Raw genomic sequence first — 22624 nt, 5'->3', positions numbered from 1 at the left:
ATTCCCCCGATAGAACCCCCTGCAGAAACGGATAATCATGCCGATAACTCATTTAACGCAGGGCTGTTTATCGTGAATTCACTGTATACCGCTGAAGGTGTAATGGATAAACACTCGCTGTGGCAGCGTTATGTACCGTTGGTGCGTCACGAAGCATTGCGCCTTCAGGTGCGTTTGCCGGCGAGCGTAGAACTGGATGACCTGCTACAAGCGGGCGGCATCGGGTTATTGAATGCAGTTGACCGATATGACGCTTTGCAAGGAACGGCATTTACCACTTACGCAGTGCAGCGTATTCGTGGAGCGATGCTGGACGAACTACGTAGCCGGGATTGGGTGCCGCGTAGCGTTCGGCGCAATGCTCGCGAAGTGGCACAGGCGATGGGACAACTGGAGCAGGAGTTAGGGCGTAACGCGACGGAAACCGAAGTGGCGGAGCGTCTGGCTATTCCTGTGCAAGAGTATCGTCAGATGTTGCTTGATACCAATAACAGCCAACTCTTCTCCTATGACGAGTGGCGGGAAGAGCATGGCGATAGTATTGAGCTGGTGACGGAAGAACATCAGCAGGAAAACCCGTTACAACAGCTACTTGAGGGTAACCTCCGCCAGCGCGTGATGGAGGCGATCGAGGCGTTGCCGGAGCGCGAAAAGCTGGTGTTAACGCTGTACTACCAGGAAGAGCTGAATCTGAAAGAGATCGGCGCGGTACTGGAAGTCGGGGAGTCGCGGGTCAGCCAGTTGCACAGCCAGGCTATCAAACGTCTACGCACCAAGCTGGGTAAGCTATAGGGGTAATCATTACCCCTGAACAATGCCGCATTACGAATTGACTACCAGGAGTTCTCATGACGGTGCAGCAATCAAAAAGACGGCCTCTAAGCCGCTACCTCAAAGATTTCAAACACAGCCAGACGCATTGCGCCCATTGCCTGAAGTTACTCGACAGGATCACGCTGGTTCGCCGTGGACAAATTGTTAATAAAATCGCCATCGCCCGCCTGGACACGTTGCTGGATGAAGCTGAGTGGGAACAGGAGAAAAAAGAGTGGGTGGCGCTGTGTCGTTTTTGCGGTGATTTGCATTGCAAAGAGCAGAGCGACTTTTTTGACATCATCGGATTTAAACAATTTTTATTTGAGCAGACCGAAATGAGCCACGGCACGGTACGTGAATACGTTGTCCGCCTGCGCCGCCTTGGCAATCATCTGACCGAACAAAATATCTCTCACGAATTGCTGCAGGAAGGGTTTCTCGACGAAAACCTTGCCCCGTGGCTGCCGGAAACCAGCACCAACAATTATCGCATCGCATTGCGTAAGTACGAGCAGTTTAAAGCCCATACGCATATGGGGCATATGCAGAAATCCTCCTGGACAGCCAGTTCTGATATATATTAAAAACGAATAAGGTGTAACGGAGTGGTGTTTGTGAATCACGACAAACGCTCTACACTACGGTCATATACACGTCATCCTTCAAGCTGTCTCTGCGTTGGCTGCACTCCCTCGCCCCAGTCACTTACTTTAGTAAGCTCCTGGGGACTTACTCGCTTGCCGCCTTGATGCAACTCGAATGATTTTGTGTATAAATAGCAGTCACTAATGACAATATTCGGGGTAACTATGAAATTAGCACTTCTGGGACGTCAGGCTCTGATGGGTGTAATGGCTGTTGCACTTGTCGCCGGAATGAGCGTAAAGACTTATGCAGATGAAGGTCTGTTAAATAAAGTTAAAGAGCGCGGTACGCTGCTGGTGGGCCTGGAAGGGACCTATCCCCCATTTAGTTTTCAGGGCGATGACGGCAAGCTGACGGGTTTCGAAGTGGAGTTCGCCGAAGCACTGGCAACGCACCTGGGGGTGAAAGCCACGTTGAAGCCGACCAAGTGGGACGGCATGCTGGCCTCGCTTGATTCCAAACGCATTGACGTGGTTATCAACCAGGTGACCATCTCTGACGAACGGAAGAAAAAATACGATTTCTCTACCCCGTATACGGTCTCTGGTATCCAGGCGCTGGTGAAGAAAGGCAATGAAGGCGTTATCAAGACCGCTGCCGATCTGAAAGGTAAAAAAGTCGGCGTGGGTCTGGGCACCAACTATGAAGAGTGGCTGCGCCAGAACGTGCAGGGCGTGGATATTCGTACCTATGATGATGACCCGACCAAATATCAGGATCTGCGTGTAGGCCGTATCGACGCGATTCTGGTTGACCGTCTGGCAGCGCTGGATCTGGTGAAGAAAACCAAAGATACGCTGGCCGTCACCGGTGAGGCTTTCTCCCGCCAGGAATCTGGTGTGGCGCTGCGCAAGGGCAATGAAGATCTGCTGAAAGCGGTTGATGCCGCCATTGCCGAAATGCAAAAAGACGGTACGCTGAAAGCGCTGTCTGAAAAATGGTTTGGAGCGGATGTGACGAAATAATCGTCATCCGATGAAAAAAGGCGCCTTTAACAGCGCCTTTTTTTATTTCATTGCGCCTGAACGTGCATAATAAAAAGAACATCACAACAACAAATACCGGAGGCTGTATGCCGCTGCATAACTTAACGCGCTTTCCACGTCTGGAATTTATTGGCGCGCCAACACCGCTCGAATATCTTCCACGCTTCTCCGACTATCTTGGGCGCGATATTTTCATCAAACGCGATGACGTTACGCCGATGGCCATGGGCGGCAATAAACTGCGTAAGCTGGAGTTTCTGGCGGCGGATGCGCTGCGTGAAGGGGCCGATACGTTGATAACCGCGGGCGCTATCCAGTCTAACCATGTGCGCCAGACGGCGGCGGTAGCGGCTAAACTTGGCCTGCACTGCGTGGCGCTGCTGGAAAACCCGATTGGCACCACGGCGGAAAACTATCTCAGCAACGGCAACCGTCTGCTGCTGGACCTGTTTAATACCCAGATTGAAATGTGCGATGCGTTGACCGATCCGAATGCGCAACTTCAGGAACTGGCGACGCGGATTGAAGCGCAAGGTTTCCGTCCGTACGTGATCCCGGTTGGGGGTTCCAATGCTCTGGGCGCGCTGGGCTATGTGGAAAGCGCGCTGGAAATTGCGCAACAGTGTGAAGGGGCCGTAGAGCTGTCTTCCGTGGTCGTGGCGTCGGGCAGCGCGGGTACGCATGCCGGACTGGCCGTTGGGCTGGAACAGTTGATGCCACACGTTGAGCTGATTGGCGTGACCGTTTCGCGCAGCGTGGCCGATCAAAAGCCCAAAGTTGTTACGCTACAGCAGGACATTGCCCGTGAACTGGAACTGACGGCCTCAGCGGATATCCTGCTATGGGATGATTATTATGCGCCGGGCTACGGTACGCCAAACGAAGAGGGCATGGAAGCGGTAAAACTGCTGGCGCGGCTGGAAGGCATCTTGTTGGATCCGGTCTATACCGGCAAGGCGATGGCGGGTCTGATTGACGGCATCAGCCAGAAACGCTTTAAAGATGAAGGGCCAATTCTCTTTATCCATACCGGTGGGGCGCCTGCATTGTTTGCCTACCATCCTCACGTGTAACAATCAGGTAGAAAAACGTAATGCAAGAAAGTATCCAACTGGTGATCGATTCCCTACCGTATCTGCTTAAAGGCGCGGTTTTTACGCTGCAACTGAGTATCGGCGGGATGTTCTTTGGCCTCGTGCTGGGGTTTATCCTGGCGCTAATGCGTCTGTCGCCGCTATTACCTGTACGTTGGCTGGCGCGCTTTTATATCTCTGTCTTTCGCGGAACGCCGTTGATCGCCCAACTTTTTATGATCTATTACGGTCTGCCGCAGTTTGGTATTGAGCTGGATCCCATCCCGGCGGCGATGATTGGTTTGTCGCTGAATACGGCGGCCTACGCGGCGGAAACGCTGCGGGCGGCAATCTCTTCCATCGACAAAGGGCAGTGGGAGGCGGGGGCCAGTATTGGCATGACGCGCTGGCAGACCATGCGCCGGGCGATCCTGCCGCAGGCGGCACGCGTTGCGCTGCCGCCGCTGAGCAACAGCTTTATCAGCCTGGTGAAGGACACTTCGCTGGCCGCGACTATTCAGGTTCCTGAACTGTTCCGTCAGGCGCAGCTGATTACCTCGCGTACGCTGGAAGTGTTCACTATGTATCTGGCGGCCTCCTTGATTTATTGGGTAATGGCGACAGTGCTTTCTGCGCTGCAGAACTATTTTGAAGAACAACTGAACCGCCAGGAGAAAGAGCCGAAATGAGTGCTATTGAAGTCAGAAACCTGGTCAAAAAATTCCATGGGCAAACGGTGCTGCATGGGATCGATCTCGACGTCAAACCCGGTGAAGTTGTGGCGATTATCGGACCGAGCGGTTCGGGCAAAACCACGCTGCTGAGGAGCATTAATTTGCTGGAGCAACCGGAGGCGGGCACCATTAAAGTGGGTGAGATAACCATTGATACCGCGCGGTCGTTAACTCAGCAGAAAGGACTGATTCGCCAGTTGCGCCAGCACGTAGGCTTTGTGTTCCAGAACTTTAATTTGTTTCCCCATCGAACGGTGCTGGAAAACATTATTGAAGGTCCGGTGATTGTCAAAGGCGAACCTAAAGCCGAAGCGACAGTCCGTGCGCGCGAACTGCTGGCAAAAGTCGGGCTGGCGGGAAAAGAAACCAGCTATCCGCGCCGCCTGTCCGGTGGGCAGCAGCAGCGCGTGGCGATTGCCCGGGCGCTGGCGATGCGACCAGAGGTTATTTTATTCGATGAACCCACCTCAGCGCTTGACCCTGAACTGGTTGGCGAGGTGCTTAATACCATTCGCCAGTTGGCGCAGGAAAAACGCACCATGGTGATTGTGACGCATGAAATGAGCTTTGCGCGTGATGTGGCTGACCGGGCGATATTTATGGATCAAGGACGGATAGTGGAGCAGGGACCCGCTAAATCTTTATTTACGCATCCGCAACAGCCGCGAACCCGTCAGTTTCTCGAAAAATTCCTCATGCAATAAATAGTACAAGCAGCACTCACCGGCATTGTTTTATGGTGAGTGCTGTGCGCATAACTATTTATAAATATTGCTTTATTATTAATGCTTGATTCTGTTGCTTACTCTGGCGATTGAGTCACGCTCAAGTAATTTTTCATTTGTCCGATAATTTGCATATATAAAATACATTTATGTGTTAGCTTGTTTCATATGTTTGGATGATTATCAATCGCAGGGGCATTACCACTTAGTATGCAGGATCATGATTTCTTTACCTGGCGACGGAGCATGCTGTTACGCTTTCAGGAAATGGCGACGGCAGAGGATGTCTATAATGAGTTACAACAACAGACGCAGCATTTAGAGTTCGATTTCTACGCACTCTGTGTTCGTCATCCCGTACCCTTTACCCGTCCTAAAACGTCACTTCATACGACCTATCCCAAAGCGTGGGTGGCACATTATCAGTCCGAGAATTATTTCGCGATTGATCCGGTGCTGAAGCCTGAAAACTTCAGCCAGGGGCATTTACCTTGGGACGATAGCTTGTTTCGTGATGCGCAACCCCTGTGGGACGCCGCACGCAATCACGGTTTACGCAAAGGGATGACGCAATGTTTAATGTTGCCGAATCGGGCGTTGGGATTTTTATCGGTATCGCGAGCAAGTGTCCAAAATAGTCGTTTTGCGAATGATGAAGTGGAACTCAGAATGCAGCTTCTGGTGCGGGAAAGCCTGTCGGTGCTGACGCGGCTGGAAGATGACATGGTCATGGTGCCAGAGATGCGTTTTAGCAAGCGGGAAAAAGAAATATTGAAGTGGACCGCAGAGGGGAAAACGTCTTCGGAGATAGCGATAATACTGTCGATTTCTGAAAATACCGTCAACTTTCACCAGAAGAATATGCAAAAGAAATTCAATGCGCCAAACAAAACGCAGATAGCGTGTTACGCCGCTGCGACCGGGCTTATCTGAATAAATTATCGTTCTGAGTGTCAGACGCAAAACCGGCTGATAGCAATGCTGTCAGCCGGTTTCTTGTTACTGGCGGTAGGCCTGTTTAATTTGCTTAACAGTGCTGGAAAATACCGCAGCCTGTGATTGATCTTCAATCAGCGCGATCTGTTTTTCCATTTTAAGAATCACGCGTCCAGCATCGGCTTGACCCATTGCCTGCAGCATCAGTGTTAACAGGGCTTTCAGACAGGTGACTTCATTGGCCAGTTCCTGGTTATTCTCAGCAGTGGAAAAGTCAGGCGTACTCATTTATTTTCCTCGTTATGTTTCAATGAAAAAGTGCGATGTCAGATCTTAAGGCGGCGGAGTATACCATAAGCGAGGCTAAAAATATCAGTGGTTGTTTTTTGTGCAAGCTAAAGGGATGGACATTAAAATAAACAACATGTTGCAGTGCATATATTTTCTCCACTTGTTGTTTATTTCGAGTATTTTACTCGTTAATTATTGTTACAACTTTGGCTGCCTGTTTTGCATTCAGCGCAGGAATATGAATTTTTTGTCACTATTCTGAAACAGCTATGCAGATATAACCGTGGCAGCAGGCTATGAGGCCTGAAATTTTCCACCCGCCGTACAATCTAATTTCCAAAAACGAGAGCAAAATCGAAAGTCGGACGTTTTTTACATTTCAAAGTTGAGATAAAACCCGTTAACATAGGACCGATTAACTATCGGTAGCGTTATCCCTATTCTGGAGATATTCCTTTGATCAACGTTTTTCTTGTTGATGACCACGAACTGGTGCGCGCAGGGATACGACGCATTCTGGAAGATATAAAAGGCATAAAAGTTGTCGGCGAAGCGTGCTGCGGTGAAGATGCGGTGAAATGGTGCCGCTCAAATACCGTGGACGTTGTGCTGATGGATATGAATATGCCCGGTATTGGCGGTCTCGAAGCAACCCGCAAAATTGCGCGTTCAACGGCAGACATTAAAGTGATTATGCTGACGGTACATACCGAGAACCCGTTACCTGCAAAGGTCATGCAGGCAGGTGCCGCGGGGTATCTCAGCAAAGGAGCCGCCCCCCAGGAAGTTGTGAGTGCCATTCGTTCGGTTTATTCCGGGCAACGTTATATTGCCTCCGATATCGCTCAGCAGATGGCGCTCAGCCAGATTGAACCTGAGAAAACGGAAACCCCGTTTGCCAGTTTGTCTGAACGCGAGTTGCAGATTATGCTGATGATCACCAAAGGTCAGAAGGTCAATGAGATTTCAGAACAACTGAATCTTAGTCCTAAAACGGTGAACAGCTATCGCTATCGAATGTTCAGTAAATTAAACATTCACGGCGATGTCGAGTTGACTCACCTGGCAATTCGCCATGGCCTGTGTAATGCGGAGACATTAACAAGCCAGTGACCGATCAGTTTGATGCCAAAGCGTTCCTGAAGAGCGTAACCAGTCAGCCCGGTGTTTATCGTATGTATGATACCGCCGGGACGGTTATCTATGTCGGGAAAGCGAAAGACCTGAAAAAAAGGCTTTCCAGTTACTTCCGTAATAATCTCGCGTCGCGTAAGACCGAAGCGTTGGTCGCGCAAATCCAGCAGATTGATGTCACGGTGACACACACCGAAACCGAAGCGTTATTGCTTGAACACAACTACATCAAGCTGTATCAGCCGCGCTATAACGTATTGCTGCGCGATGATAAATCGTATCCTTTTATTTTCCTCAGCGGCGATACTCATCCACGCCTGGCGATGCATCGTGGGGCCAAGCATGCCAAAGGCGAGTACTTTGGACCGTTCCCCAACGGCTATGCCGTACGAGAAACGCTGGCGCTGCTGCAGAAAATTTTTCCCATCCGCCAGTGCGAAAACAGCGTGTATCGCAATCGCTCGCGACCTTGCCTGCAATATCAGATTGGCCGTTGCCTCGGTCCCTGTGTGGCGGGCCTGGTGAGTGAGGAAGAGTATGCACAGCAGGTCGAGTACGTCCGTTTATTCTTGTCCGGGAAAGACGATCAGGTATTAACCCAACTGATCGCCCGGATGGAAAAGGCCAGCCAAAATCTCGAATTTGAAGAGGCCGCGCGTATTCGTGACCAAATTCAGGCTGTACGTCGCGTCACCGAAAAACAGTTTGTCTCGAATTCCGGAGACGATCTGGACGTTATCGGGGTGGCGTTTGACGCTGGCATGGCTTGTGTGCACGTACTGTTCATTCGTCAGGGTAAAGTGTTGGGCAGTCGCAGCTATTTCCCGAAAGTACCGAATGGAACAGAACTCGGCGAGGTGGTGGAAACCTTTGTCGGGCAGTTTTATTTGCAGGGAAGTCAGATGCGTACCTTACCCGGCGAGATCCTGCTCGATTTTAATCTTAGCGATAAAACTCTGCTGGCGGATTCATTGTCTGACCTGGCCGGGCGGAAGATTAATGTTCAGACGAAACCGCGCGGAGATCGTGCGCGTTATCTGAAGCTGGCGCGTACCAACGCGGCAGTAGCGTTAACCACCAGGCTTTCTCAGCAGTCGACCATTACTCAGCGACTGACGGCGCTGGCATCGGTATTGAAGTTACCCGCTGTAAAACGCATGGAATGTTTTGACATCAGCCATACGATGGGCGAGCAGACGGTCGCCTCCTGCGTGGTTTTTGATGCCAATGGCCCACTGCGCGCAGAGTATCGTCGTTATAACATCACCGGCATTACGCCGGGCGACGATTATGCGGCGATGAATCAGGTTCTGCGTCGGCGTTACGGTAAGGCGATAGAAGAAAGTAAGGTTCCGGACGTCATATTGATCGATGGCGGTAAAGGTCAGTTGGGACAGGCGAAAGCCGTTTTTGCTGAGCTGGATGTTCCCTGGGATAAACAGCACCCACTTTTGCTGGGGGTGGCGAAAGGGGCCGATCGTAAAGCGGGTCTGGAAACGCTATTCTTTGAGCCGGAAGGAGAGGGCTTTAGCCTGCCGCCGGATTCGCCCGCATTGCATGTGATACAGCATATCCGCGATGAATCTCACGATCATGCGATCAGCGGACACCGGAAAAAACGCGCGAAGGTGAAAAGTACCAGCACGCTTGAGACCATTGAAGGCGTTGGGCCTAAGCGTCGGCAGATGTTGTTGAAATATATGGGCGGTTTGCAAGGTCTTCGTAACGCAAGTATTGAAGAAATTGCAAAAGTGCCGGGTATTTCGCAAGCTCTGGCAGAAAAGATCTTCTACTCGTTGAAACATTAGGCCCTCTGTAGCAACATAGGGGTAATTTCACTGACAACAGATAGTTATCCGTCATATGCAATTTAATATCCCTACGTTGCTCACGCTGTTTCGCGTCATCCTGATCCCATTCTTTGTATTGGCGTTTTATCTGCCATTCACCTGGGCTCCCTTTGTTTGTGCGCTGATCTTCTGTATTGCGGCGGTCACCGACTGGTTTGATGGCTATCTGGCGCGTCGCTGGAACCAAAGCACGCGTTTTGGCGCCTTCCTCGACCCCGTTGCCGATAAAGTGCTGGTTGCTATCGCGATGGTGCTGGTGACGGAGCACTATCACAGCTGGTGGGTGACGCTTCCTGCCGCCACGATGATCGCGCGTGAAATTATCATCTCTGCGCTACGTGAATGGATGGCAGAACTGGGTAAACGCAGCAGTGTGGCAGTGTCCTGGATCGGTAAAGTGAAAACCACTTCGCAGATGGCCGCATTGGCGTGGTTGCTGTGGCGTCCAAATATTTGGGTAGAGTATGCCGGGATCGCACTTTTCTTCGTCGCTGCGGTACTGACTTTGTGGTCAATGTTCCAGTATTTGAGCGCTGCATGGGGAGATTTGCTTGAACAGTGATCGTTTCGGCGCAAATTTCAGCAAACGATCGTCAGTGGTGAAAAATATCGTTGACTCATTGCGTCAGGTAAGTAGAATGCAACGCATCGAACGGCAGCACTGATTGCCAGACGATAACAAAATCAAGTGATTAACAAAGTTACTTGGTGATGCGGGAATAGCTCAGTTGGTAGAGCACGACCTTGCCAAGGTCGGGGTCGCGAGTTCGAGTCTCGTTTCCCGCTCCAAATTAAAGGCATCGGCAATAGCGGATGTCGGCTGAAAAGCCAGAAGATTTCGGCGCGTTAGCAAAGCGGTTATGTAGCGGATTGCAAATCCGTCTAGTCCGGTTCGACTCCGGAACGCGCCTCCAATTTCTTCCCGAGCCCGGATGGTGGAATCGGTAGACACAAGGGATTTAAAATCCCTCGGCGTTCGCGCTGTGTGGGTTCAAGTCCCACTCCGGGTACCATGGGAAAGAAYAGAATAATCAAAGCAATAAGCAGTGTCGTGAAACCACCTACGGGTGGTTTTTTTGTGCCTGTAATTCGTCGTTTTATCCTGCCTGATACGTAAAATGCCCTTCAAACATTTGCAATAGATAATCACTCTATCGACGAATCGGTGCGTTAAGCATAAATCGTCCTCGGGCAGGGTTGTTGATAAACCCATTTCGGGCAGGATTATCGTTGAGGTCCTGGAAACCATTTATCATGGTGGGATCGCCAAAGCTATCCTGAATCGCTAAATGTCTGTGGATTCGGTTTGGTGCCCTGAACGTGAAAGCGAAATCATCTGTACCACCAATGATGATGATGCCATTACCGGCACGGAGTGCCGCGCTTAACGCTTGCTCACTCGCGGCCTGGTTTTGTAACGCGCTGGCTGCGGCAGATGATGACGCCAGCAGCAATAAGATGAGAACGGCGCATGAAAATACCGATGGCAGTTTCATGATTAATACCTGTTAAGAGTGTGGCTATTAAAGTATAGCTTGATGTTGTCATCTCAACTGAAAAGAAAACCAACAATTTAACCAACTGTTCCTACTGCGTCTGAGAAGCCGGGAGAGTAGCGCCACGCGGTTAAGAACTATAATAACAGTCGACAGGCGATGACTCCTGTTGGCAGATAGTACAGATACAGGGGGCGGCCATGAGCGTCTCATTTTTTCCGCTAGTTACGTTCACCGCATTGCTTGTCTTTAGTTGCTCAGTATGGTCGGTGGAAGAAAGAGGGGGATTATCACCGCGAGCCAGAGCCACGGATCCTGTTGCATTTTCGCTGCAGTCATTTAACAACATGAGCTCTTATCAGGTCATGCTGCGATCTTCATCTGCGCAGGATGAGAATAAAATCATTCGCTACAGCTATCAGAAACCCGGCTACGTACGAATGGATTTTACCCAGCCGCATTCAGGCGCGGTGCTCATCTTTAATCCCGTCACCGGTAAAGTGACATTATGGCCATTTGGTGTGGGGTCGTTGCCCATTTTGCACCTGTCGCCGACCAATTCATTGATCCAGGATGAGCGCGGTCATCGGGTGGATCGTTCTGATATCGGCGTGTTGTTAGGCAATATTCGCCATCTGCAGCGCGAGGGAACAACGACGGTTGTTGCTCAGGAGCGTCTAGCGGGGCGGGAGACGACGCATGTGTCTGTGGTTGGGCCAGGAATAATGACAGTGGATGGCGTTCACCGCTACGACGTCTGGCTGGATAATTATCACGGATTCCCTGCCAAAGTGATCGGCTATGCCCCAGATGGGCGGCGATTAGAAACCGTTCTTCTGGAAGCTATGGTTATCAACATCCGTTTTCCCGCTAATTTCTTCACGCCTTGAGGGAGCCCGTACTATGGCTGAGTATCAGTTTTCCACGATCTGGCGGGTTGAGGCTTCAATCCAGGAGGTATGGGATATTTTTTCCCATCCGGACCAGTGGCCGGAATGGTGGGGAAGTCTGGAAAGAATTGTGGAGATCAAGAAGGGGGATTTACAGGGCATTGGCGCGCTACATCGTTATACCTGGAAAGGGGCGCTTCCTTATCGTTTAACCTTTGATATCAACGTATTGAATATTCTCCCTTGCTCTATGCTTGAAGGACAAGCCAGCGGGGCGGTAGAAGGGCGAGGTGTGTGGTCTTTTACTGCGAGTGGCAAAGAGACTATTGTCAAATATGACTGGAATGTCCGAACCACTATCCGTTGGATGAATTATCTTGCCCCGCTGGCGGCACCCGTATTTCGCTGGAATCACAATACGGTCATGCGTGAGGGGGCAAGAGGGTTAGCCCGTAAACTGGCAACGAAGGTGCATATATTTTGAGTTCAGTCAGCGTTGGGGATTAATGAGCGTCCTGATATTTAAAATTGCCTCCACTATTGATTAATAACTTAGCGATCTCAGTCAATGTCTTATCATACACGGCGGCATTTTGTAGACCTGCCTGGCGCAGAAGTTCTAAGTTTTCACGCGATGCGTTATCCAGCGTTGGATCGGCGCCGTATAGTTCAGGCTGTATTCTGTAGTATTTAGAATTTTTTACCGTTGAGGCAATTTGTTGCAGATAATACGCGGTCATCTGCGGCCCCCCCTCAAGCGCGATATCAATAGCCGGTTTTGCCCAGCCAAAGGGGCCCCAGTCCTTAACTTCGGAATAGGAATACCCCTGCAATTTCTTGCCGGTTCCCAGTGAGACAATAATCATATCCTTAATGCCAGCGACATTACTGAATTTAATCGCTTCGGAATAGGCACAGAGCGCGGGGTCGTTTGCTACCACACCGCCATCAACCAGGACAAATTTTTCGGGAACAGGGGGCAATGAATAAATACGCGCTGCTTCGAAATAGGTGGGAGCCGCAGAGGTACCCCGTAAAGCGTCCCTGACCAGGAAGTCCCGATTTTTGGCGAGGGCTGAATGTTGTTTGAAAATGACAGGAAGACGACTGCTCACGTCATAAGAAACAAAGCAGGTTGGTCTTAATAATTCACTGAGTTTTGTTTCACCGAATGCCATTTTTAATACTCGCTCCAGCTCCTTTGCAGAATATTTCTCATCGGTAGCGCCACCCAGTGAACTGATTGTTTTCCAGACACCGACATCAAAAATTTCATCCCCATCCTGAAGGTAGAAATTGACGGCTTCCTGAGCGGAGAACTTTGGTTTTCCTTTTGTGTCAGGGCAAACATAAGCAGAACACAGAATGGCCCCGGTACTGGTACCGGCAACCAGATCGAAGTAATCCGCAATTCTGGCGGCAGGATTTTCTGATATATCCTGCAATTTCTTCTCCAGTGCCACAAGTAGCATACCCGGCAGGATGCCTCTGATCCCGCCGCCATCAATAGACAGTATTCTCATTGCCATTTTTACTTCCTCCCAGAATATGAAACGGGATTATGGATTGGGTTATTTCTACTATTGCATGCATTTAAATATAGGCCGGATTTCTGCTGCGTTTGCTTCATGCGACAGGGTGATCTGGCAGATTGATATCCGCTTGCTACTGTACTTTTTTGCCTGTAAATGGCTTAATAGCGACCTTGTAGTCTCTCATTTCATTCACAGTTAACAGGTCTGTTATTGATGAATAATCTCCATCGACTCGCCTTTTTAAGTCAGCGTCTGTCTGCTGTGATGATCGCCGGTTTCCCAACGGGCCGTAGCTCAACTCTTACAACATGGACAGACAGCAATGCAACGTCGACAATTTCTCAAAAATAGCGTTCTCCTTTCCGCCGCCGGTTTAGTCGGGCCTACGGTTCTTAGCCAGACGGTACATGCCGCGGAGCCAACAGTCGCGCCTGTCGCGCGTCGACGCTTTGTCTTATCACAAACGTATAAACTCAACCCTCCTGAGGGATCGCGCGGTGTGGTGAAACTCTGGATCCCGCTACCTGTAGATACCGCGTTTCAACAAATGACAGCCCTTGCCTTTAGCGGTAACTATCATCAGGCGTATGTCACCACCAACAATGCCTATGGCGCGAAGACGCTGTTCGCCACCTGGCCAGACTCCCAGAGCGAATTGTTGATTAACGTTGATATCGACATTGAAACCGCCGACTGGGAGCCGTTGAAGCAGGATGCGCTAAAAACCTGGCAAGTACCGGAGCAGATTATTTATCCGCTGGATGTAAAACCCTACTTGTTACCGACGGCACATACGCCTGTTGATGGGCTGGTTCTGGAAACCGCGCGCAAAATTACCGGTAATGAGCAAGATCCGCTGAAAAAAGCGCGTCTCATTTACGACTGGGTGAGTAGCCATATGGAACGAGATAATGACGTTATTGGCTGCGGTACCGGTGATGTGGCGGAGATCTTAAAAAGCGGCAAGCTCAAGGGAAAATGTACCGATATGAGCTCCGTTTTTGTTGCTTTGGCAAGGGCCAGCGGTATTCCGGCGCGTGAACTGTTTGGCATCCGTCTGGGCAAAGCCAATAAGCTCGAGCGCTACTCGACAAGCGCCTTTGGCAAGGCCGATAGCGCAGGCGTTGCCGATGTCAGCGGTGGACAGCACTGTCGCGCCGAATTCTATCTGGCAGGTTACGGTTGGTTACCGTGCGATCCCGCTGACGTGACCAAAATGCGTCTGACTGAGAAAAAATCGCATCAGGACGCCGATGTCCAGGCCGTCAACGCTTACCTGTTTGGTAACTGGGAAATGAACTGGGTAGGATTCAACTACGGACGTGATTTCGAGTTGTATCCGGCGACAGAGCAGGGCGCCATGAACAACTTTGGTTATCCTTACGCAGAAGTCGATGGCGACCCGATCAATTTCTACGATCCTAAAGTGTTCTCCTACCGCTATGTCGCGACAGAACAACGCTAAAGGCGCGGGACTGACCCTGCTGACGGCCGCGGCGGCTGCCGTCACTGCCGGCTTATGCTGCGTTGGGCCGCTGTTATATCTGTTATTTGGTATTTCAGCGGCGAGCTTTGCTGTTTTAACCCGGTTTGAGTTTTTACGAATTCCTTTGATGCTGCTGTCATTGGGATTATTACTGCGTGTTTTCTGGCGACTCTATTTTTCCAAACGGTTGTGGTGTTCTGGCTGGCTAACCCTGAAACAAGCGCGCGTTCTCTACTGGTGTGCGCTGGCGTTGATTTTGCCGGTGTTATTTTACCCAACGCTGGTTGCCTGGTTTTATGAGGTGTTTGAATGAAGATTTTCACGTTAGTTGCAGGCTTATTATTGCCGTTGTGGGTTCAGGCGGCCAATCAAAAAGTGGTGCTGGATATACAAAATATGACCTGCTCGTTATGCGTAATTTCGGTCAATCAGGCATTACGCGAAACCGATGGCGTCATTAAGGCCAAATCCTCACTCAAGACAAGGCAGGCAGAAGCGATCGTGCCTGAAGGTTTTCCTACCGAGACTTTGCTTAAAGCGGTAGCAAAAACCGGGTATAGCGCGACGCTTAACCGTATTGAGCAACAATAACCACCTACGGGTGGTTTTGTTCTGTTTTCCCGGTATGATGCCCGGCGGCCTGGTGTTCTCTTTTGTGCGTTAACTACCGGAATTCCCCTCGTTTCCTGTTAACCTGAACTGGCGGCAGTTGTAAGCCGCACACGCCCATTTGTATCTGTTATCCCTCCAGCCATGTAGGATGATTACAGGCGAGAATTTTTGACTAAGGAAAAGCGTTATGAAAACGGGACCATTAAACGAGAGCGAACTGGAATGGCTGGATGATGTACTGACTAAGTACAATACGGACAAGGCTATTCTGGATGTGTCAGAACTGGATGGTTTGCTGACGGCGGTGCTCAGTTCACCGTATGAAATTGAACCGGAGCAGTGGCTGGTCGCAATTTGGGGTGGTGCGCAGTATGTCCCTCGCTGGTCCTCCGAAAAAGAAATGACGCGCTTCATGAACCTGGCGTTTCAGCACATGGCGGATACGGCCGATCGTCTGGATGAATACCCTGAGCAGTTTGAGCCGCTGTTTGGTCTGCGTGAAATTGACGAGCATGAACTGACCATCGTAGAAGAGTGGTGCTTTGGTTATATGCGCGGCGTCGCGTTGTCGGACTGGTCCACATTACCGGATACGTTGAAACCGGCGCTCGAGGCTATTGCGCTGCACGGTACAGAAGAAAACTTCGCGGTGGTTGAGAAACTGACGCCAGAAGAGTTTGAGGAAAGCGTGGACGCTATCCGTCTGGCGGCGTTGGATCTGCATGCCTGGTGGATGGCGCATCCGCAGGAAACGCCGGTGAAGGTGCCGGTAAAAGTGGATGCCAAGGTAGGACGTAACGACCCGTGCCCGTGCGGCAGTGGGAAAAAATACAAGCAGTGCTGTCTGCATTAACAGAAAGGGGCGTAAAGCCCCTTTTGTTTAACCCACTTCAGGCAGTAACCCTGCTGCAATGGAAAACTGTACCGCTATCACCACAATGCCGCACATAAACACCAACGCCAGCGCCGGTGCGCCACCCGCCACGCGGTAGTTAGCCTGCGGGTTATGTTTTCTGCTTTGCCATGCCAGCATGGCGGGGATCAGTAGCGCCAGTACCGCGAGGGCAACGCCCGCATATCCCAGCGCCATCACGAAACCACGTGGATAGAACAGCGCGAATGCCAGCGGCGGCATGAACGTCACCACGCCGGTTTGCATCCTTCCTGCTACGGTATTTCGGCGCTGGAAAAGGTCTGCCAGATAGTCAAACAGCCCCAGCGCGACACCGAGGAAAGAGGTCGCCAGTGCGAGATCGGCAAACAAATGTACCGCCAGTTCAACGTGCGGCGATGCCACGACTTCACGTAATGCCTGTAGCAATCCGTTTAAACCAGCGTGGTTGGCTAACAGCCCCATGAACGTGGACGAGTTAATGCTGCCCAGCGTTGCCAGTTGCCAGAAAATATAGGCGATCAGAGGAATGGCGCTACCGGTAATAAATACCCAGCGCAGTTTACGGATGTTACCGTTCATATAGCTGACGATACTCGGAACGCTGCCGTGAAAACCGAACGACGTGAAGATAACCGGGATCGCGGACAGCGCCAGCCCTTGCTGAAGCGGCAGCGTAAGCAGATTCACTTTATGGATATGCGGCATTAACAGGGCCAGCATCGCCACCAGGAAAATTATCTTGGCACTGAACAACAGACGGTTGAACAGATCGACCAGCGACGTCCCAACGCAAACCACACCACCGGCAACAAAGGTGAACAGCAGTACACCTGTTGATGGCGAGATAGCTGTCCCGGTCCAGTCGCTGATGCTGGAGGCCAGCAGTTCACCTGCGCCACTGATATACGCCGCCGTCAGCGCGTACATTAAAAACATCATGCTAAAACCCGTTACCCATTGTCCGTAACGGCCAAGATAACGTTTCGCCAGGGTACCCAGCCCGGTGTCAGCCGGTACGTGTTGATACACTTCAAGCAGCAACAGCGCGGTGTAGCACATTAACGCCCACAGACTGACTAACAATACCAGCGTGACGCTAAACCCCACGCCTGCCGCAGCCAGCGGCATTGCCAACATACCGGCACCAATCGTGGTTCCCGCCACGATAAAAATACTACCCAGGGTTCTGTTTTTCACGCTTTCCTCTGTCCCAGAGATAATCAACGGTTATATCTGCGGCGCAGGTTAAGGCAAAACATTATTTTCGTCAAATCACCGTTACAATGCATGTACATTAATCTTTACGATTATTGGGTGATTTTAAGATGTATGGGAAATGACATTTATCTGCTGGTAAACCTGTGTTAGCGCAAAGCAGCGCCCTGCGCTTCACATTAGGCTATGCCCTTTATTGAGGAGGTAGTATGGAATCTATTCACGGGCATGAAGTGCTCAACATGATGATTGAATCTGGCGAGCAGTATTCAAATGCCAGTCTTGAAGCGGCGATTACGGCTCGTTTTGGCGAGCGGGCACGTTTTCACACCTGTTCTGCGCAAGGAATGACGGCGGCTGAGCTGGTGGCATTTTTAGCGGCGAAGGGGAAGTTTATTGCAAAAGAAGACGGCTTCTCTACGCACGAAAGCAAGATCTGCCGCCATTAAGATTATCGAATAACGGTGGCATCTCACCACCGTTATCCAACAGAATTAATTCTGCGTATCGAGCGTAGCCAGCTCTTTGTCGATGAAATAAAGACCTTCACCGCTTTTTCCTGCCAGCGATAGCTTATCAATAACAGATTTAAATAATTTCTCTTCTTCATGCTGCTCGGCAACATACCACTGCAGGAAATTAAACGTCGGATAATCCTGGTGGGTCATTGCCGCGTGAGCCAGTTCATTAATTTTCCGGGTGATCAGCTGTTCGTGTTCGTAAGTGACACGGAACAGTTCGTCCAGAGAAGCATATTCAGCGAAGGGGGAAGAGACGGTATTAATACGCGGTAAGCTACCGGTGTCAGTCAGGTAGTCGAACAGACGCTGCATATGCGTCATCTCTTCCTGGGCGTGACGGCGCAGAAACGCGGCAGCACCTTCGAAGCTGTGATAGCTGCACCACGCGCTCATCTGTTGGTAGAGCAGAGATGAATATAATTCAAGATTCATTTGCTCATTCAGTTGGTCGATCATTTCTGTTTTCAGCATGGTTCTGCTCCACAAACGTTATTATATATTACGTGGCGCCACTATAATTTGTTATTTAATTATTTGCAAAAGGTAAAATAATAAATTTATTTATTAAAAATACGAATGGGAATAAAACGCATTAACGCTATTGAGCGGAGGATATAAATACCGAAGTAACAAATGACCAGCAAAAAAATGCTGGTCGAAAATATTAGTAATTGAATGAGGACGCTGGAGATACCGCGACGCCGTGACACTGCCAGGCGAGCGTAATTTTGGTGTTCAAACACAAAGAACCGGCATATACGCTACAGGTTGACACTGGCTGCCCAAACGCAACGGCGCTGGCATAACCCATACGCTGGCACTCTTTGGTGGCGGTTCCCTGGGTTACGTAGTCATCGGTTCGTGCCGTTTGCAACATGGCCTGGTTGTAAGTCAGGCGAACCACGCCGGTGATGGCGCTGGCTTCGCTCACCTGCGCCTGTTTAGTAATAGTGCATCCTGTCAGCACGAGCGGCAAAAGGGCAATGATAAAGGTCTTCATGAGATCGCTCTGAAAGTTCGGAGATAGTCTATCATGGCATGCCTTTCGACGTATCAATGGCTTGAATAGCCTGAAGATCACCTGCGATTAATCGCAACGACGTTACTTTCTTGAGGCCATTCTGAGCTGCTGAGGGAAAAATGTGAGCCCTTCATTACTTTATAAAACAAAATTTCATTAAATTTGAAAGTGGGTTTGCAAAATAGTAATGTGGCCTGAATGTTATGACTTTCAGCAGTCCAAGCTACGCATTCAGGAGATGACAGAATGAAAATTGCATTGATGATGGAAAACAGCCAGGCAAGCAAAAACGCCATCATTCATAACGAGCTTAAAGCCGTTGCGGATGAGAAAGGTTTTCCCGTTTATAACGTCGGCATGAGCAATGAAAATGACCATCATCTGACCTACATTCATTTAGGGATTATGGCCAGCATCCTGCTGAATTCCAAAGCCGTGGATTTTGTGGTCACCGGCTGTGGTACGGGTCAGGGCGCAATGATGTCACTGAATATCCATCCGGGAGTCGTATGCGGTTACTGCCTCGATCCGGCGGACGCATTCTTGTTTTCTCAGATCAACAATGGGAATGCGCTTTCTCTGGCCTTTGCCAAAGGCTTTGGCTGGGGCGCCGAGCTGAATGTGCGCTATATGTTTGAAAAAGCGTTTACTGGACGTACCGGGGAAGGTTATCCACCGGAACGTAAAGAGCCGCAGGTGCGTAACGCCGGTATTCTGAATCAGGTGAAAGCGGCAGTGGTAAAAGAGAATTATCTGGATACGCTGCGCGCTATCGATCCTGAACTGGTGAAAACCGCCGTCTCGGGTCCACGCTTCCAGCAGTGCTTCTTTGAAAACTGCCAGGACAAGTCAATCGAAGCGTTTGTGCGCGAGATTATTGGCTAAATCCTGCTGGCCCGGCGGTGTTCTCCCGCCGGGCTATCTGTTCTTATCTGACACCGCACTTCCGGCATCATGGGTAAGCCGCAGCGTATCCACCATACCGACCAGACAAATTATGGCGATAGCCACAAAGGCCAGGCGGAAGCTGATCCCCGGAATATTGCCCAGCGCCAGCCATTCACTGACTTCAGCGCCGATGCGGATCCCAATAGCGGCTAATGAAATTCCCAGTCCCACTGCTAACTGTGTTGCCGTACTGAACAGGGTATTGGCGTAGCTCATTTGCGACGCGGGGACGTCCGCAAACGCAAGCGTACTGACGCCGGTAAACTGGATTGAACGGAACACACCGCCCAGATACAGCACCAGCAAAATAACCCATACGGGCGTTTGCGGCGTTATCAATGCACAGGCCAGCAGCGCCAGGACGTTAAGGGCCCCGTTGATCAACAGCAATTTCTTAAAGCCCAGCCAGCGTATCAACGGCGTGGTGGCAGGTTTTATCGTCAGATTGCCTACAAACACCGCCAGCACCAGCGAACCTGCGTGAAAAGCGTTCATGCCAAAACCTACCTGGAACATTAACGGCAGCAGAAATGGTACGGCGCTGATAGAGGCGCGAAACAGCGATCCGCCATACATCGTGACGCGAAAAGTCGGGACGCTCATGGCATCAAGACGAATCATCGGCCAGGCGGCGCGGCGAAAATGGCGTAGGGCAAACAGGAAAGTCGCTATTCCCAGCGTGAGAAGTCCGGCAGTTAGCCAACCCTGCGGCTGCTGGGTTCCCAGCAACTCCATGGCATACACCAGACTTACCATGGCAACAGAGGTCGCGACAAACCCCGCTATATCAAACGGACGGTGCTCGTCGTCATGAATATCCGGAATAAAACGTAGCGCCAGCGCTATCGCCAGTATTCCCAATGGGACGTTAATGAAGAAGATCCACCGCCAGTTGGCATAGCTGGTGATGAATCCGCCAAGCGGAGGACCGATGATGGGCGCGACTAACGCGGGCCAGGTCAGAGTCGCAATGGCGGTGATTAACTGATGTTTAGGCGTGGTGCGTAATACCGCAAGGCGGCCAACAGGAACCATTAATGCGCCGCCCACGCCCTGTAAGATTCGCATGGCGACAAAGCTTTCAAGACTGGTGGACAAACCGCATAAGACCGAGGCGAGGGTAAATATCGCCAGTGCGAGGGTAAACACTTTTCTGGCGCCAAAGCGGTCCGCAATCCAGCCGCTGGCGGGGATAAGTACGGCGAGGGTGATCAGGTAGGCGCTAATACCAATATTCAGGTCAACCGCCTGTACGCCAAAGCTTTTGGCCATGTCGGGCAGGGCGGTAGCGATCACCGTACCGTCAATAAACTCCATAAAGAAAGCGCCGGCTACAAGTAATGCCGCCGGGGAGAGACCGCGTTTATTCTCAACTGCTAAATGTTCACTCATGTTGTGCTTGCCATCTCAAAAGAAACTGACCGGGTCTGTTTTTTATTTTCAGCGTATCCGTTATGCGTACGCCGCTACCGTTTCGATCGCTGAATGGGTACTATGACGACCTTTCTATAAGGAGCTCATTATGTCCCAAACACTGAATGCCGATCAGGAACTGCTCTCGGACGTTGTTGCCTGTCAGCTGGTTATCAAACAAATTCTGGATGTCATTGATGTTATCGCCCCGGTAGAAGTCCGGGAGAAAATGTCCAGCCAACTGAAAAGCATCGACTTTTCAAGTCACCCTGCAGGTGCCGATCCGGTTACTATGCGCGCAATACAAAAAGCAGTTGCCTTGATCGAGTTGAAATTCACGCCGCAGAATGAGTCTCACTAAAATAAACCGTTGTTTCAGGTTTTAGAAAGGTTTTTTGTGCCTTTGAGAATGAGAGGCGCGAGCGTAGCGATCATTGAGCGCTAGCCGGATAAGATGCGTGGCATGACTATCCGGCTAGCGTTATGAAAATTGAAGATTAGTGATGTTGGTAGTTTACGACGTTCAGCAGATGTTTATCGGTTTGCGCCATGCACAGTCCCGCGCGTTTCGCGCTGCGGACTTCATCAAGAATGGTTTGTAACAGTACGCCATCCTGCTGCTGCTCTTTTTCCAGATCGTGGAGAAAATCAACGGTTGGCTCATCGTTCAATGCTTCAGCTTCATTGGTTAAGCGTGAAAGCTTACTCGAACGCTGTTGGTACTCATCCAGTGTTTTCTGAAACAGTTCTTCAAGGGAAGTCAGTTCATCACCCGGAACATCGATGGCCTTGACGATGGGGTTAGCCCCGGCGCTTTTCATAAAATTAAACATACGCATCATTTGAGTTACGTTACCCTGCGCCTGCGTGCGTAGAAACGTTGCGGTACCTGTCAGGCTATGTTCGTAGCACCATTCGCTAAGGTGCAGGTAAAGATTCGATGCGTAGAACTCAAGATTCATTTGCGTGTTGAGTTTATGAACAATTCCAACTGCAGCCATATCAATATCCTTATTTCCAGAAAGGAGAATGTACGTTACTCACGTCAGTGCAACGGGCTGTCGCCGCACTTCACATCTACGTACAATTAAAACTGTTAGCAGAATAAATCCGTTCCGCCGGTCCTTTAGTGATCACGGATTATATCCGCTTCCGATCGAGATTCAGCATAGCGCGTGATCTGACATAAGAAAATCCTTAAATCTGCATATTTATGTTTTTTTACATATTGTCATAGCAATATTCTTAATGCCTGCATTTCGTCATATAAGATGCGTGAATGTAATTGATTGATATTTAAGTATTTAAAGCAATATTCTGGTAATGAAATGTTGTTTCATATCACAAAATTAAATTTAACAATACGCTATTGTCTTGACCTCGCTGATTATGAAGTCCCGGC

The 22624-nt window shown here is 50.3% G+C and carries 28 protein-coding genes and 3 tRNA genes; 22 read left to right on the top strand and 9 right to left on the bottom strand.

Features of this window, described 5'->3' with window-relative positions; translation table 11 throughout:
• Nucleotides 1-72: 72 nt before the first annotated feature.
• The 7 genes from fliA (at nt 73) to sdiA (ending at nt 5912) form a co-directional block, all read left to right on the top strand.
• Entirely contained in the window at nt 73-792 is a 720-nt protein-coding gene (fliA, locus tag JSN25_RS18620) for an RNA polymerase sigma factor FliA (RefSeq protein WP_038641545.1), read from the top strand.
• Between the two features lie 56 nt (nt 793-848).
• Nucleotides 849-1400 (top strand): flagella biosynthesis regulatory protein FliZ, encoded by a 552-nt coding sequence (gene fliZ, locus JSN25_RS18615; protein WP_069323574.1) that lies wholly within the window; start codon nt 849-851, stop codon nt 1398-1400.
• Nucleotides 1401-1625: 225 nt separating this feature from the next.
• Nucleotides 1626-2426, top strand: a complete 801-nt coding sequence (tcyJ, locus tag JSN25_RS18610) for a cystine ABC transporter substrate-binding protein (protein ID WP_204525231.1) — start codon at nt 1626-1628, stop codon at nt 2424-2426.
• 107 nt (nt 2427-2533) lie between these two features.
• The gene (dcyD, locus tag JSN25_RS18605; protein ID WP_087856025.1) at nt 2534-3520 is read left to right on the top strand and encodes a D-cysteine desulfhydrase; all 987 of its coding nucleotides are present in this window, start codon (nt 2534-2536) and stop codon (nt 3518-3520) included.
• A 20-nt stretch (nt 3521-3540) separates the two neighbouring features.
• Nucleotides 3541-4209 carry a cystine ABC transporter permease gene (gene tcyL / locus JSN25_RS18600; RefSeq protein ID WP_006684074.1) on the top strand — a complete coding sequence of 223 codons (669 nt, stop codon included), beginning with the start codon at nt 3541-3543 and terminating at the stop codon, nt 4207-4209.
• Entirely contained in the window at nt 4206-4958 is a 753-nt protein-coding gene (gene tcyN, locus JSN25_RS18595) for an L-cystine ABC transporter ATP-binding protein TcyN (protein WP_137350775.1), read from the top strand. The genes tcyL and tcyN overlap by 4 nt, the downstream gene beginning before the upstream one ends.
• Before the next feature lie 231 nt (nt 4959-5189).
• Complete coding sequence (sdiA, locus tag JSN25_RS18590; protein WP_038641538.1) at nt 5190-5912, top strand: quorum-sensing transcriptional regulator SdiA; 723 nt, start codon at nt 5190-5192, stop codon at nt 5910-5912.
• Between the two features lie 66 nt (nt 5913-5978).
• Here the strand turns inward: sdiA and JSN25_RS18585 are convergent, their stop codons facing one another.
• Nucleotides 5979-6203 carry a DUF2594 family protein gene (locus tag JSN25_RS18585; RefSeq protein ID WP_006684077.1) on the bottom strand — a complete coding sequence of 75 codons (225 nt, stop codon included), beginning with the start codon at nt 6201-6203 and terminating at the stop codon, nt 5979-5981.
• A gap of 19 nt (nt 6204-6222) precedes the next feature.
• Nucleotides 6223-6366 (bottom strand): hypothetical protein, encoded by a 144-nt coding sequence (locus tag JSN25_RS22580; RefSeq protein ID WP_470261520.1) that lies wholly within the window; start codon nt 6364-6366, stop codon nt 6223-6225.
• Between the two features lie 296 nt (nt 6367-6662).
• Here JSN25_RS22580 and uvrY point away from each other — a divergent pair, with 296 nt between their 5' ends.
• The 6 genes from uvrY (at nt 6663) to JSN25_RS18555 (ending at nt 10203) form a co-directional block, all read left to right on the top strand.
• The gene (gene uvrY, locus JSN25_RS18580) at nt 6663-7319 is read left to right on the top strand and encodes a UvrY/SirA/GacA family response regulator transcription factor (RefSeq protein WP_038641535.1); all 657 of its coding nucleotides are present in this window, start codon (nt 6663-6665) and stop codon (nt 7317-7319) included.
• Entirely contained in the window at nt 7316-9148 is a 1833-nt protein-coding gene (gene uvrC / locus JSN25_RS18575) for an excinuclease ABC subunit UvrC (RefSeq protein ID WP_137350774.1), read from the top strand. Before uvrY ends, uvrC begins: the two co-directional genes overlap by 4 nt.
• Nucleotides 9149-9203: 55 nt before the next feature.
• On the top strand, nt 9204-9752 hold the full coding sequence (gene pgsA / locus JSN25_RS18570; protein WP_038641531.1) for a CDP-diacylglycerol--glycerol-3-phosphate 3-phosphatidyltransferase: 549 nt from the start codon (nt 9204-9206) through the stop codon (nt 9750-9752).
• A 151-nt stretch (nt 9753-9903) separates the two neighbouring features.
• Nucleotides 9904-9979: transfer RNA gene (locus tag JSN25_RS18565), tRNA-Gly, on the top strand.
• A gap of 51 nt (nt 9980-10030) precedes the next feature.
• Nucleotides 10031-10104, top strand: a tRNA-Cys gene (locus JSN25_RS18560).
• A 12-nt stretch (nt 10105-10116) separates the two neighbouring features.
• Nucleotides 10117-10203 (top strand) — tRNA-Leu (locus tag JSN25_RS18555).
• A gap of 138 nt (nt 10204-10341) precedes the next feature.
• Here JSN25_RS18555 and JSN25_RS18550 read toward each other — a convergent pair.
• Nucleotides 10342-10686: a hypothetical protein gene (locus tag JSN25_RS18550; RefSeq protein WP_159120908.1), complete on the bottom strand. Its 345-nt coding sequence runs from the start codon at nt 10684-10686 to the stop codon at nt 10342-10344.
• A gap of 200 nt (nt 10687-10886) precedes the next feature.
• Between JSN25_RS18550 and JSN25_RS18545 the strand changes: the two genes are divergently transcribed.
• Both JSN25_RS18545 and JSN25_RS18540 read left to right on the top strand, forming a co-directional pair.
• Complete coding sequence (locus JSN25_RS18545) at nt 10887-11576, top strand: LolA family protein (protein ID WP_204525230.1); 690 nt, start codon at nt 10887-10889, stop codon at nt 11574-11576.
• 13 nt (nt 11577-11589) lie between these two features.
• Nucleotides 11590-12060 (top strand): SRPBCC family protein, encoded by a 471-nt coding sequence (locus tag JSN25_RS18540; protein WP_110497615.1) that lies wholly within the window; start codon nt 11590-11592, stop codon nt 12058-12060.
• Nucleotides 12061-12079: 19 nt separating this feature from the next.
• Here JSN25_RS18540 and JSN25_RS18535 read toward each other — a convergent pair whose 3' ends face one another.
• Complete coding sequence (locus JSN25_RS18535) at nt 12080-13105, bottom strand: patatin-like phospholipase family protein (protein WP_085048015.1); 1026 nt, start codon at nt 13103-13105, stop codon at nt 12080-12082.
• 328 nt (nt 13106-13433) lie between these two features.
• Between JSN25_RS18535 and JSN25_RS18530 the strand changes: the two genes are divergently transcribed.
• The 4 genes from JSN25_RS18530 (at nt 13434) to JSN25_RS18515 (ending at nt 16062) form a co-directional block, all read left to right on the top strand.
• Nucleotides 13434-14576, top strand: coding sequence for a transglutaminase-like domain-containing protein (locus tag JSN25_RS18530; RefSeq protein ID WP_204525229.1), 1143 nt, complete (start codon nt 13434-13436; stop codon nt 14574-14576).
• Nucleotides 14554-14910 carry a mercuric transporter MerT family protein gene (locus JSN25_RS18525; RefSeq protein ID WP_038641520.1) on the top strand — a complete coding sequence of 119 codons (357 nt, stop codon included), beginning with the start codon at nt 14554-14556 and terminating at the stop codon, nt 14908-14910. Before JSN25_RS18530 ends, JSN25_RS18525 begins: the two co-directional genes overlap by 23 nt.
• On the top strand, nt 14907-15188 hold the full coding sequence (locus JSN25_RS18520) for a heavy-metal-associated domain-containing protein (RefSeq protein ID WP_038641518.1): 282 nt from the start codon (nt 14907-14909) through the stop codon (nt 15186-15188). The genes JSN25_RS18525 and JSN25_RS18520 overlap by 4 nt, the downstream gene beginning before the upstream one ends.
• 208 nt (nt 15189-15396) lie before the next feature.
• Nucleotides 15397-16062: a YecA/YgfB family protein gene (locus tag JSN25_RS18515; RefSeq protein WP_038641516.1), complete on the top strand. Its 666-nt coding sequence runs from the start codon at nt 15397-15399 to the stop codon at nt 16060-16062.
• 27 nt (nt 16063-16089) lie between these two features.
• Here JSN25_RS18515 and tyrP read toward each other — a convergent pair whose 3' ends face one another.
• The gene (gene tyrP / locus JSN25_RS18510; protein ID WP_204525228.1) at nt 16090-17301 is read right to left on the bottom strand and encodes a tyrosine transporter TyrP; all 1212 of its coding nucleotides are present in this window, start codon (nt 17299-17301) and stop codon (nt 16090-16092) included.
• A 227-nt stretch (nt 17302-17528) separates the two neighbouring features.
• Between tyrP and JSN25_RS18505 the strand changes: the two genes are divergently transcribed.
• A complete protein-coding gene (locus tag JSN25_RS18505; RefSeq protein WP_038641513.1) occupies nt 17529-17768 on the top strand; it encodes a YecH family metal-binding protein in 240 nt (79 codons plus the stop codon).
• A gap of 45 nt (nt 17769-17813) precedes the next feature.
• On the opposite strand, the gene ftnA is transcribed toward JSN25_RS18505, so the two are convergent.
• Together ftnA and JSN25_RS18495 are read right to left on the bottom strand one after the other, a co-directional pair.
• The gene (gene ftnA / locus JSN25_RS18500) at nt 17814-18311 is read right to left on the bottom strand and encodes a non-heme ferritin (protein WP_038641510.1); all 498 of its coding nucleotides are present in this window, start codon (nt 18309-18311) and stop codon (nt 17814-17816) included.
• A 193-nt stretch (nt 18312-18504) separates the two neighbouring features.
• Nucleotides 18505-18840 carry a YecR-like family lipoprotein gene (locus JSN25_RS18495; RefSeq protein WP_038641508.1) on the bottom strand — a complete coding sequence of 112 codons (336 nt, stop codon included), beginning with the start codon at nt 18838-18840 and terminating at the stop codon, nt 18505-18507.
• Between the two features lie 267 nt (nt 18841-19107).
• Here JSN25_RS18495 and JSN25_RS18490 point away from each other — a divergent pair, with 267 nt between their 5' ends.
• On the top strand, nt 19108-19746 hold the full coding sequence (locus JSN25_RS18490; RefSeq protein WP_204525227.1) for an RpiB/LacA/LacB family sugar-phosphate isomerase: 639 nt from the start codon (nt 19108-19110) through the stop codon (nt 19744-19746).
• 33 nt (nt 19747-19779) lie between these two features.
• Here the strand turns inward: JSN25_RS18490 and JSN25_RS18485 are convergent, their stop codons facing one another.
• Nucleotides 19780-21201 (bottom strand): MFS transporter, encoded by a 1422-nt coding sequence (locus JSN25_RS18485; protein WP_204525226.1) that lies wholly within the window; start codon nt 21199-21201, stop codon nt 19780-19782.
• A gap of 130 nt (nt 21202-21331) precedes the next feature.
• Here JSN25_RS18485 and JSN25_RS18480 point away from each other — a divergent pair, with 130 nt between their 5' ends.
• Entirely contained in the window at nt 21332-21583 is a 252-nt protein-coding gene (locus JSN25_RS18480; RefSeq protein WP_005127709.1) for a DUF2766 family protein, read from the top strand.
• A 136-nt stretch (nt 21584-21719) separates the two neighbouring features.
• Here JSN25_RS18480 and JSN25_RS18475 read toward each other — a convergent pair whose 3' ends face one another.
• Complete coding sequence (locus JSN25_RS18475) at nt 21720-22223, bottom strand: non-heme ferritin-like protein (RefSeq protein ID WP_038641501.1); 504 nt, start codon at nt 22221-22223, stop codon at nt 21720-21722.
• Nucleotides 22224-22624: the final 401 nt, after the last annotated feature.

This window comes from Citrobacter cronae (assembly GCF_016893685.1).
Taxonomy (GTDB): Bacteria; Pseudomonadota; Gammaproteobacteria; order Enterobacterales; family Enterobacteriaceae; genus Citrobacter; species Citrobacter werkmanii.
Note: the sequence above shows the minus strand (reverse complement) of the source record. Positions and strands in the feature narration are given on the sequence as shown.